Raw genomic sequence first — 11,521 nt, 5'->3', positions numbered from 1 at the left:
GCTTTGGACGGGCAACCAGCCCGCCCGGCAGCCGCTTTGGCCCGATATGTTCGCCATTCCGGTGCCTCGCAGGCGTGATTAATGGGTCAGGACCCTAGAAGCCCTTGCCTCCGATCTTCCACGTCATCTCAAGGTAGATGCTGCGGCCCACGCTGTCGAACCAGCTGATGTCGTAATAGGGATAAGCCGCGTAGCTGCGGTCCTTCACGGGGTTGCGATCCAGTACGTTGTTCACCGTCAGCGACCCGCGCAGATGGTCGGTGAAATCGTACTGGATGCTGGTGTTGAACAGGTAGCTCGCCTTGATGTAGGCGTCTTCGTCGTAATTGGGCAGCTTGCCCAGCCGCGTTCCCGAAACGGTCCAGGTAAGCTGTTCGAGGTTCCAGCTTACGCTGGCGGTCGATTTGTCGCGCGGGATGTCATAGCCGCTGTCGTAAGCCAGCTTGTCGATCGAAGCGTCGCCCGGATATTGCCGGAAGCTGTGCTTGAACACGTGGGTGTGCGATCCGGTCAGCGAAAACAGCCCGAAACCGGTGGGCAGGTTCGCGTGGAGTGCCACGTCGATGCCGCTGGTCTTCTCGTGCGCGATGTTGATCGGGTTGATCGAGACGGAATCCAGCTCGCCCTCGTTCACGCCGCTGGCATAGCGCTGCACGCGGGCGATGGCGTCCTGGCAGGTCGGCGAATTGATATCGACCGGGCTGCCCGAATTGGTCTCGCCGATGCGGCAATCGGCCTCGTCGCGCAGGAGCTGGTCGATCGAGAGATCCTGCACCTGGTTCGACAGCGATACGCGGAAATAGTCCACCGAGACGTCGAAACGCGGGCTCGGCTGCCAGACGAAACCGGCGTTGAGCGACTTGCTGGTTTCCGGCTTCAGGCTGCGGTTGCCGTTGCGCTTGGCGACGATGCCTTCGTCCGAGTAGGAGCAATCGCCGATTTCCTCGTCGGGCTCCTCGGTCCGGCAGAGGTAATAGTCGGTCGCTGAAGGGTGGGTATTGCCGGGGCCGGTAAAGACATAGTGCAGGTCCGGCGCGCGGAAGCCCGTACCGTAGGCGGCGCGCAGCAGAAGCGTGCGCATCGGGCGGACTTCCAGCCCGCCGTTGTACGTGAACCGGCCGATGGTGTTGCCGGCAAAGCGATAGCCGTCATAGCGCGCCGCGCCGGAAAGCTGGAGGAAGCTCGTCACCGGCACGCGCAGTTCGCCGCCGATCGCCCAGTGGCTGCGCGAACCGTGCCCGTCGCTGTCCTTGAGGCCATAGTAGTAATCGGTCAGCGCCAGCGGGTCCGGGTTGAGATCGTAGCCCTGCTTTCCACCTTCGGCCACGGCGGCGAAGCCCACCGGCCCGGCGGGCAGTTCGAACAGGCTCGTGCTGGTGAGCGTTGCCTGGAGATTGTCGGTCCAGCTTTTCGGCCGGTAGACCGAATAGGCGGTGATGCTCTCGTACTCGGACTGGGTGAGCGGCGTGTAGAGGCGCGAGGGATCGGCGTTGAAGATCGGATAGCCGCTGTCCTCGTCCGTGCCGATCTGCTCGCCCAGGAACAGCGCATTGGCCTTGGCCGCGATGACTTCGGGAAACTCGACCCTGGCGCGGTATTCGCTGTGATTGAACGAAAGCTCGTAGGACCACTTGTCCGACAGCGCGCCCTTGATGCCCGGCGTCACGCTGAAGGTGGTCTGGCGATTGCGCGTCATGACATTGTGGAAACCGCCGGATTCCTCGGGCGTGAACTGCCGGTACCAGTCATCCAGCCGGTTGTCGTAGGCATTGTAGAAGGTCGTGTCGCTGCTGCCCGAGGAGTCCTGGAAACCCCATTCCAGCACGTCCGGCATGAGCGCCACCTTGCTGATGCCGAACTGGGCATCGACGAACAGCTCCGCCGCGTCGGACAGCTTGAAGCCCGCCGAGGCGAAGCTGTTGAAGCCTTCGCGCCGGGATATGATCGTGCCGTAGCCGATCGAGGTATTGCTGCCGCAGAAGTATCCGGGGCCGTAATCGTCAAGGTCCGGATCATAGGCGCCGTAGCGCGGGCGCGAGGCGTAATAGGTCGAGCCACCGTTGAGATAGGACAGCCCCGCGCACGTCGACGCGCCGGGATCGACATATTCGTCCGCATCGGGATCGTAGCGCAGGAACGTGCGGCGGGCGAGCGGGCTGGCGGTGGTGGGATTGTCCGCCGTGCTGTCCTGGATCCTGCGCTGCGATGCCCAGATCGGACGCTGCAGCAGATACTCCACCCCGCCCACGATGTGGAAACGGTCGTTCGACCAGCCGCTCGTCACGGAAAGGCGGTGCGACATGCCCCCGCCCTGCTCGGTGCGGCCGTGGCGATAGTCTATCGTCGTGCCGTCGGCCTTGTCCTTGAGCTTGAAGTTGATGACGCCCGCCATGGCGTCCGATCCGTAGATAGCCGAGGCGCTGCCGCTCAGGATCTCCACCTGGTCGATCATGCTGACCGGGATGTTCGAGATATCGGTGAAGTTGCTGCGTCCCTGGAACGGCAGCGGGAAATCGGCGATGCGGCGGCCGTTCACCAGAACCAGGGTATGGTTCGGCCCAAGGCCGCGAAGGTCCACCTGCTGCGCGCCGGGCGTGAAGCTGGCGCCGCTGAAGGACTGCTGGCTCTGCGTCTCGCCCCCGTTCTGGGTGACGGCGCGCAGGATGTCGGGCACGCTGGCATAGCCGTTCTCGAGAATGGTGGAGGAACTGATGACGGTGACCGGCGCCGGCCCCTCGGTGGCGACGCGCGGAATGCGCGAGCCGGTAACGACGATGGGCGCCCCCTCCGGTTCGGGAGGTTGCAGGGTTTCCTGCGCCTGCGCGCTCATCGGGGCGCATATCGCCGCACACATCGACACACTCAGGGCCGCGATCCCGCACCCCGATATCCAGACATGACGGCGGCGGTACGAAGCAGAATCCATGAAGCCCCCACGATAGGCGACGGACACGCCCCCTTGCGTGGCCTGACGCTTTCGACACATCAAAGAAACACAATATGAAGAACGGCTCAATCCAGTTTGACATTTTGTTTCTTCATATTGCAGATTAGTGTGCGCAAAATGTCGCATGTCAGACGTCACGGCTTTGCAGGGCAATCACCGCTCTGCCGGGTAAGGCGCGCGGCCGGCAAACCGGAGTTCGCATCTTGAAGTTTCGCGCAAAGCATCGCCCTGTCATGACACTCGCCATGGTCCTGGGCGGGGCGGCACTGGCCGCCGCATCTCCCGCATCGGCGGGACCGGGCTACCGGCACTTCGCGATCGGAGACGTCAACGCGCCCGCCGCCGCGACCCATTCGGGCGGCCTGCTGCTGATGGGCGGCGGAGACCGCAACATCGATGCGATGAAGTGGTTCTTCGCACACGCCGGGCAGGGCCATATCGTGATCCTGCGTGCCTCCTACGGACCGGAGATCGGGGAAGAATTCTACCGTCAGATCGGCGGCATCAGCTCTGCCGAGACTTTCGTCTTCAAGAACCGCAAGGCCGCCTACGATCCCAAGGTCCTGGAAGCGCTGCGCAAGGCCGACGGCATCTTCATCGCCGGCGGCGACCAGTCCAACTATGTGCGGTTCTGGCGCGGCACGCCGGTGGCCGAAGCGCTCGATGCCCATGTCGCCGCCGGAAAGCCGCTGGGCGGAACCAGCGCCGGCCTCGCCATGCTGGGCGAGAAGCTTTACGGCGCGATGGACGGCGGCAGCCTGACCAGCGGCGAGGCTCTGGCGGATCCCTTCGGTCCCGCAAACACGATAGAGGGCGATTTCCTGCACATCGCCGCGTTGAAAGGGATCGTCACCGACACCCATTTCAAGGAGCGTGACCGCCTCGGACGGCTCTTCGCCTTCCTTGCCAAGGCCCAGAAGGAACGCGCGCCGCAGGCCCCGCCGATGTTCGGGCTCGGGGTGGACGAAAGCGCGGCGGTGGCGGTCGAGGCGGACGGAACCGGCCGCATCTATGCCACCTCGCCGGACGGCGGCGCATGGCTGGTAAACGGCGCGGGCCTTCGCGCCGATGCTCGCAACCAGATCGAGACCGGCATCCCGCCGCGCCCCTTCTCCGCCGATCACGTCCGGGTGACCGGCATCGGCGCGGGCTCTGTCGTGCACTTGCCGGCGGGGACGGTGGAGAACCCCACGTTCCAGCGGAACTACGCCGTGCGCGGGGGCAAGGCGGTGGAAGTGCCGCTATGGTCGCTCGCCATTCACGGCGGCGCGGGGATCATCGAACGCGGCTCGCTCTCGCCCGAAAAGGAAAAGGCCTACCGGGCCGGGCTCGATGAAGCCCTGCGCGCCGGGGCCGCCGTGCTGGACAAGGGCGGCGCCTCCCTGGACGCGGTGGCTGCGGCCGTGCGCGTGCTGGAGGACAACCCGCTGTTCAATGCCGGGCGCGGCGCCGTCTTCACCTCGGAAGGGCGCAACGAACTCGATTCCGCGATCATGGACGGCAGTTCCCAGAAGGCCGGCGCCGTGGCCGGCCTCACGCGCACCCGCCATCCGGTGGACGCGGCCCGCGCAGTGATGGATCACAGCCCACACGTGATGCTGATGGGTGCCGGAGCCGACGCTTTCAGCGCGCAGCAGGAGCTGGAGCAGGTCGATCCGTCGTGGTTCCGCACGGAGGAGCGCTGGCAGCAGTTCCTCAAGTGGAAGGGCAACCACCAGGCCGTGCTGGACCGCACGCACCTGTTCGGCACAGTGGGCGCCGTGGCGCTCGACGCGGACGGAAACCTCGCCGCCGCCACCTCCACCGGCGGCATGACCGGCAAGCGCTGGGGCCGGGTCGGGGATTCGCCGATCATCGGTGCGGGCACTTACGCCAAGAACGGCGAATGCGCGGTTTCCGCGACGGGATCGGGCGAATTCTTCATCCGGGAAAGCGCCGCGCGGCAGGTCTGCGACCGGGTCGGCTACCTCGGCCAGCCGCTCGCCGCCGCAGCGCAGGACACCATCATGTCCGTGGGCGCGATCGGCGGCGACGGCGGCCTGATCGCCATGGGGCCGGACGGCGTGCCCGCGTTTGCCATCAACGACCTGGGAATGTATCGTGGCCGCATCGCGGCGGGTTCCGCTGCCGCAACGGCGATCTTCGCGGACGAACGACCGGGAGAATGACGTGCATTCCGGTGGCCGGCTCGATGAAACGGATGACGGATTGCTGGCGCTGCTGCGGCAGGACGCGCGGCAACCGATCGCCCATCTCGCCAAGGAACTGAACATCTCCCGCAGCCAGCTCTATTCCCGGCTGGCAAGGCTGGAGGAAGCCGGCGTGGTGGCCGGCTACACGGTGCGCCTTGGCGAGGCGTTCGCCGCCAGCCGCATCCGCGCGCACATGATGATAAAGACGGTGCCGCGCTGCCACCGCGACGTGGAAAGCGCGCTGGAACAGATCACTCGCGTTCAGGCCGTCCACGCGATCAGCGGCGAATTCGATATCATCGCCATGCTGGAGGCGGACGACAGCCGCCAGCTGAACGACCTGATCGACGATATCGGACTGCTCGACGGGATAGAGCGGACCAGCACCAGCGTGATCCTTGCCACCAAGCTGGAAAGATAGGCTTTTTCGAACTCGGCAGAGAGTTGTGGCGCCGCCCGTTGATACTTATTGCAAATCGTTCGCAACTAACTAAACGGCTCGATCATGTCATCCGCAAGCAGCCTTCCTGTCGCCGCCCAAGGCGGCGATCCGGCGCCGGTTCACGGGCCGGAAGTGCCGTGTCTCCCCGCATGATGAAAGCGCCCCGATGAACGCCCTCTCCTTCCTTGCCGCCGGCGTCGCGGCCGCGATCTTTCCGCCCGACGAAACCCGCACCAGCGAACCGGCAGGACAGGAAACCCCGCCCGCCATCGTCCCGGCGGGACCGGACCCGGTCTACCCGGCCGATTTCTACAAGCCGTTCCAGCCCCAGACCGCGCTCGACATGCTCGAACGGACCCCCGGGTTCCTGCTCAGTGAAGGAACCTCGGTGCGCGGTTTCGGCGGCGGCGCGGGCAATGTCCTGATCGACGGGCAGCGCCCCACGGTGAAGGGCGGCGGCATCACCGAAGTGCTGCGCCGGATCGCCGCTTCGCGGGTGGAGCGCATCGTCCTGCTGCGCGGAAGCGACGCTGCCGAAGCGCAGGGACAGACCCTTGTCGCCAATGTCGTGCTGCGTGTGGACGCGGGGGGCTCCGGGAATGTCTCGGCGACGTTCAGCCACACTTCTGATGGCTTTGTGTCGCCTTCTGTCCGCGCCAGCCACGCACGCCGGATCGCGGGCTGGCAGACCAGCATCGAACTGTCCGGCGAAGTGACGCGCTACCCCGACGAGGGCATCTATTTCGACCGGGATGCCGCAGGAAACCTCAGTTCCACCCGCAAGGAAAGCATATCCGCGAAGGCCCCGGAATATGGCCTTGCCCTGTCCACTTCGGGTGCGCTGGGAGGCGGCACGCTGACTGTGAACCTGCGGCTCAACAAGGAAGGCTACTCCTCCGATCGCGCCATCGACATCTTCGCCGCCGCCGACGAAACGCCGGATTCCCGCCGCGATATCGCCTATGACGAGAAAGGCCGCAGCGGCGAGCTCGGCCTGGACTGGACCCGCCGCATTGGCTCCGGCTGGACCACCAAACTGGTCGGTCTCGGCCGGGCCGAGCGCTTTACCACCGACGAGGATTACGTGGAAGCGGACTATCGCGGGCTGTCCTCGCAGGTCCAGAAACCGATGGAACTGGTCGGACGCGGCACCGTCACGCGTGAGGGCGATCACCCGATACGCCCGGAATTCGGTGCCGAAGTGGCTTACAACCGCCTTTCCAGCCTGCTCAACTACGCAGAGGATACCGGCGGTGGGCTGGTCGCGGTGCCCCTGGCCAATGCGGCCACCCGCGTTTCCGAACTGCGCGGCGAAGCCTTCGCCAACCTCACCGTCAAGCTCTCCCGCAAGCTCAATCTTGAAGCGGGAATAGCGGCCGAAATCTCGCAGATCCGGGTTACGGGAGAAGCGGCGCAGGAACAGACCCTGTCCTATCTCAAGCCCTCTGCCGCACTCGTCTGGTCGCCTTCCGGCAAGACCCAAGTGCGGTTCGGAATGCGGCGCACCGTAGACCAGCTCGACTTCGGCGACTTCGCCGCATCGGTAGACCAGGCCGACGGGCGCCCGCTCGGCGGCAACTCGGGCCTGCGCCCCGCGCGCATCACGCGGGCGCTGGCGCGGATCGACCACCGCTGGGGCGAGGGCGGCGCCATCGCCGTGGAGGCCTATCACCAATGGCATACCGGACTGCTCGGCTATCTCGTCCTGCCAACGGGAGAGGAAGCGCTGGGAACGATCGGAAACGCCCGGCAATGGGGCATCTCCACGCAGGGCACGCTCCCGCTCGACGCCGCGCTCAAGGGCGCGCGCCTGACTCTTGACGGCACCTGGCGCGGCTCGCGGCTACGAGACCCGGTAACCGGCAGAAACCGCGTCATGGACGACATTTCCCCGCGCAGCATCACGGCCGAATTCCGTCACGATGTTCCCGCTTTCAAGTCCTCGTGGGGCGTGAACTGGACCGCGGCGGTACACGGCGATGTCTTCTACACGGGCGAAGTCCTGCGCTGGCGCGATCACGCGCTCTGGGGCGCCTATGTCGAGACAACCGCCATCGCAGGCTTCAAGACGACACTGACGGTCAAGGCGATCAACGGGCAGGACTTTTCCCGCCTGCGCCGCTTCTATTCGCCCAGCCGCGCCGGTTCGTTCAGCGGCAGCGAGCAGCGCGCACAGCGCGAAGGCGCGATCGTCTCGCTCTCGCTCGCCCGAAGCCTCTAGCTCGTAAAAACCTCGCCTCTCAGGCATTGCCCTGACCAAATGGGACATGATCGGCAATTTGGCATCAGCCTTGAGAGTAATTGTCTGACGTGGCGGTTTGCCGCAAAAAAGCATCCATGGGGAATGTCCGTATAGCGTCAGCGCCCGATGGCGCTCTTCTGCACCCGAGCCGCGAACATCATCTGGACGCCGTGCGCGCCTTTCTGATGTTGCTCGGCATTCCTTTTCATGCGGCGCATCCCTTTCGCGATGACGGGCAGTCCTGGATCGTCCTCTCCCGCGACAGATCGCTGCCACTCACGCACCTGATGGAATTCCTGCACTTGTTCCGGATGCAGGGATTTTTCCTGATCGCGGGTTACTTCACCGCGATGCTGCTCCTCAAACGGCAACCGGCAGCCTACCTGCAAAGCCGCCTCGTCCGGCTGCTCCCGCCACTGGCGGCCGGGCTGATCGTGATCGTACCGCTCATGAACCTGGCAGCCGACCTGCAAACCTCCAGCGACGCGGAAACGGCGTTCGCTTTCTGGGCCCGACAGCTTCTGACGATGGGGCGCGAGACGACCGGACACCTCTGGTTCGTCATCGTCCTCATCTATTTTTCCTGCGCCTCCGCGGCCCTCGCCCTCGTGCCCTCGGCCAGAACCTACCGGCTGGACCGCGCAGACAGTCAGGGCGCGCGGTTCTTCACGCTCACGATGATCGCCATCGGCCTGTGCGTGGGGGTATATGAAGTGGCGCTGCTGAAGCTCGGGCCGTTCATTCCCGACCTTCTGCAGAATCCTTTGTCCCTGGGCTTTTCCCTTGAATATGCGCCCTATTTCGCGCTGGGCGCGCTGCTCAACCGAGCACCCGAAATGAACGGAAAATTCAACCGCTTCTCCTGGGCGGTGGCCTTGATCGCCCTCTGCACAGCACTCGTCGCGGTCGGCGCGCCCGAGCTTCCCAAGTATACACGCCCGGTACTGAAAGCCGTCGCGGCCATCTGTCTCATCCAGACCATCATCGCCGGCGCTCGGTCCCTTTTCCACACGGAGTCCAGAAAAGTCCGGGAACTGGTGGATGCGTCCTTTGTCGTCTACCTTCTGCACCTGCCGATCATCATCGCGACTTTCTGGCTGATCGATGCGATGCCGGTGCCTTATCCGCTGCGCTATCTCGCGCTCGCGCTGGCCGCGCTCGTCGTTTCATTCGCAGGCTGGGCCGTGGTGAAACGGTCGCCATGGCTGCTGTTCTTCATGAGCGGCGTCCAGATCAAATCCGCCAAGGCCATCGCGGAACCTGCTGCGCAGAGCCTCCGCTAGCATCCCGCAATGACTAATCCACCTTTGCGCCAGACGCAAAGATTCTTCGCGCTAATCGACGCTACCCGGCCAGTTCGAAAGCGGCCATTTATGCCTCCGACATTCCTGTCGCTCATGCGGGCACTTCGGCCCGAAGGCGGCTTGTCTGAGGACTTTCGATGAAGATGAACCCCGGGCTCCTTGCTCTTTCCGTCGGCGCCTTCGGCATCGGCGTCACCGAATTTGCGCCGATGGGACTTTTGCCGGTCATCGCCGGAGACCTCGGCGTATCGATCCCGACCGCGGGCATACTGGTCAGCGCCTATGCGCTGGGCGTCGTCGTCGGCGCCCCCTTGATGACACTGACCACCGGCCGCATGCCGCGCCGTACCCTGCTGATCGCACTGGCCGGCATCTTCACGCTCGGGAACCTGCTCGCGGCCATGTCGGGCAGCTACGCGATGCTGCTGGGCGCGCGGGTGCTCACCTCCTTCAATCACGGCGCATTCTTCGGCGTCGGCTCGATCGTGGCCGCCAGCCTCGTGCCGCCCCAGCGCCAGGCCGGCGCGGTAGCCGCCATGTTCATGGGTCTCACGATCGCCAATGTGGTGGGCGTGCCGCTGGCCACCTGGGCGGGCGAGCATCTCGGCTGGCGGGCATCCTTCTGGGTATCGCCGTGCTTGGCGCGGCGACGATGGCCGCCCTGCGCCTGACCCTGCCCGCATTGCCCGCGCCGCGCAAAGGAAACGCGCTTGCCGAACTCAAGGTCCTCACCCGCAAGCCGGTGCTCGGCGCGCTGGCCCTGACGGTCGTGGGGTCCAGCGCGATGTTCACCGTGTTCACGTACATCACGCCGATCCTGCACGATGCGACCCATGCCTCACTGGGCTTCGTGACAGCGATGCTGGTGACTTACGGCCTCGGTCTGACCGTGGGCAACTGGCTAGGCGGCAAATTCGCGGACCGCTCGGTCGACCGGACGCTGATCGTGACGCTGGGATCGCTTGCCGCAATCCTCGCCGCGTTCGCGATGACGATGAGCCACGCCGCGCCGACTGCGGTGCTCATCTTCCTCTGGGGCATCGCCAGCTTCGCCCTCGTGCCGCCCCTGCAGGTGAGGGTGATGAAGGCTGCCGCCGACGCTCCCAACCTTGCCTCATCGGTGAACATCGGCGCGTTCAATCTCGGCAACGCGCTCGGCGCCGCGCTGGGCGGCGGCGTCATCTCCCTCGGCCTTGGCTATCCGGCCGTGGCACTGGCTGGCGCGGCGACCTCTGCCGCGGGCCTGATCGCAGTGCTGTTTGCGGCGGCCCGGCCCTCTCCCGAAACCACCGCCGCCTCGACATGCGAAGCCTTGTCCTGAACCGGGAGCCCTGAGGCTCCGACCGGCCTCAGAGCTCCAGGGCTTTACCCTGCTCTGCGAGAATGTAGCGCACGGGGGGCGAGCCGCCTTCGGCCAATTGCCGCATGATGGCTGAAACGGCGGGCTCGGCCCCGTCAATCGAAGGCTTGATGTGACCGATGACGACCGGCAGGCCCTTCAGCCTGTCGGCGCCGCCAGCAGCAGCCGCAAGCCGCCCGAGTTCGGCGCGAAGCCACTTCGGCGTCAGGTGACCGTAAAGTTCGGTATCCTTTCTCGGATCGGGATAGGATGTCTCGACGATGATGGCACGCAGGCGCCCAGCCCTCACCAGCGGCGCGATCGCCTGCCACAGGGCTTCGAGCCGCGCCGAATGCTCCACGGCATCGGGTCCGGTGTCGCCCATGCAGAGCAGCGCGTCCTCGCCGGAGCGGATCAGGAAGGCGGTGGACAGGCTTCCGCCGTGCGAAAGCGGATAGGCCGTCACGCTCAGGCCCGTGTCCCCGACCGGCACCGGCTTTCCGCCTGCGACGAGATCCTCGTAGCGATAACGCCGCAGCATGGGCGGCTGGCCGCGATCGCCCATGTTGGGCCAGGAGCTCCAGTTGAAATAATGCGCTGAAAGCGCGGCGTTGACCTCCGGCAAAGCGAGGATCGGCTTGGCGCTGTCGTCCGGCGAGGCCATGACCAGTCCTGCAACGTGATCGAGATGGGGGTGGGTTATCAGGTAGGCCCCGATCCCTTCGTGAAGCACATCGCTGGCCCGGCTTCCGGCAGGAAATCCACCCTTCGCAATGGCCGCCCTGATGCCCGGCACCAGCGTTCCGGCATCGCAGGCCAGCCCCTTGCGACTTCCGCTTGCCGCAATGAACCAGGCGGTGGTGGCCCCCTCCACGACACCGCCTTCAACGCCAAGCGGAACAAGGTCGAAAGCGGCCTTCGCCGGAGCGGCCGAAACCGGCCCGGACATGGCCGCGACGGCCCCCAGCAAAGTGATGCCAAAACGACACAGGGTGATCACTGTCTTTGTAAACATGGCCATCTCCCTATGGTTTTCTGTGGGCTGGCGAAACATC

General features: G+C 65.3%; 6 protein-coding genes and 1 pseudogene. 5 read left to right on the top strand and 2 right to left on the bottom strand.

Annotated elements, in window-relative coordinates:
- Nucleotides 1–94: 94 nt before the first annotated feature.
- Complete coding sequence (locus U9J33_RS24835) at nt 95–2,926, bottom strand: TonB-dependent receptor plug domain-containing protein (RefSeq protein ID WP_132468872.1); 2,832 nt, start codon at nt 2,924–2,926, stop codon at nt 95–97.
- A 224-nt stretch (nt 2,927–3,150) separates the two neighbouring features.
- Here U9J33_RS24835 and U9J33_RS24830 point away from each other — a divergent pair, with 224 nt between their 5' ends.
- The 5 genes and pseudogenes from U9J33_RS24830 to U9J33_RS24810 all read left to right on the top strand — a co-directional run bounded on the left by U9J33_RS24830 (nt 3,151) and on the right by U9J33_RS24810 (nt 10,448).
- Nucleotides 3,151–5,115 (top strand): isoaspartyl peptidase/L-asparaginase, encoded by a 1,965-nt coding sequence (locus tag U9J33_RS24830; RefSeq protein WP_324699541.1) that lies wholly within the window; start codon nt 3,151–3,153, stop codon nt 5,113–5,115.
- A gap of 1 nt (nt 5,116) precedes the next feature.
- The gene (locus tag U9J33_RS24825) at nt 5,117–5,560 is read left to right on the top strand and encodes an Lrp/AsnC family transcriptional regulator (RefSeq protein WP_054441845.1); all 444 of its coding nucleotides are present in this window, start codon (nt 5,117–5,119) and stop codon (nt 5,558–5,560) included.
- 187 nt (nt 5,561–5,747) lie between these two features.
- Complete coding sequence (locus U9J33_RS24820; RefSeq protein ID WP_324699540.1) at nt 5,748–7,802, top strand: TonB-dependent receptor domain-containing protein; 2,055 nt, start codon at nt 5,748–5,750, stop codon at nt 7,800–7,802.
- Between the two features lie 116 nt (nt 7,803–7,918).
- Entirely contained in the window at nt 7,919–9,106 is a 1,188-nt protein-coding gene (locus tag U9J33_RS24815) for an acyltransferase family protein (protein ID WP_324699539.1), read from the top strand.
- Between the two features lie 158 nt (nt 9,107–9,264).
- Nucleotides 9,265–10,448 (top strand): annotated as a pseudogene (locus tag U9J33_RS24810) (MFS transporter).
- Nucleotides 10,449–10,476: 28 nt separating this feature from the next.
- Here the strand turns inward: U9J33_RS24810 and U9J33_RS24805 are convergent.
- Nucleotides 10,477–11,481 carry an MBL fold metallo-hydrolase gene (locus U9J33_RS24805; RefSeq protein ID WP_207906100.1) on the bottom strand — a complete coding sequence of 335 codons (1,005 nt, stop codon included), beginning with the start codon at nt 11,479–11,481 and terminating at the stop codon, nt 10,477–10,479.
- Nucleotides 11,482–11,521: the final 40 nt, after the last annotated feature.

It is taken from the genome of Novosphingobium sp. RL4 (genome assembly GCF_035658495.1).
Lineage (GTDB): Bacteria > Pseudomonadota > Alphaproteobacteria > Sphingomonadales > Sphingomonadaceae > Novosphingobium.
Note: the sequence above shows the minus strand (reverse complement) of the source record. Positions and strands in the feature narration are given on the sequence as shown.

Excerpts from the sequence above, each read along its gene's own strand:
- U9J33_RS24835 (WP_132468872.1), bottom strand. The coding sequence starts at position 2,926 with ATGGATTCTGCTTCGTACCGCCGCCGTCATGTCTGGATATCGGGGTGC.
- U9J33_RS24820 (WP_324699540.1), top strand. The coding sequence starts at position 5,748 with ATGAACGCCCTCTCCTTCCTTGCCGCCGGCGTCGCGGCCGCGATCTTT.
- U9J33_RS24815 (WP_324699539.1), top strand. The coding sequence starts at position 7,919 with ATGGGGAATGTCCGTATAGCGTCAGCGCCCGATGGCGCTCTTCTGCAC.
- U9J33_RS24805 (WP_207906100.1), bottom strand. The coding sequence starts at position 11,481 with ATGTTTACAAAGACAGTGATCACCCTGTGTCGTTTTGGCATCACTTTG.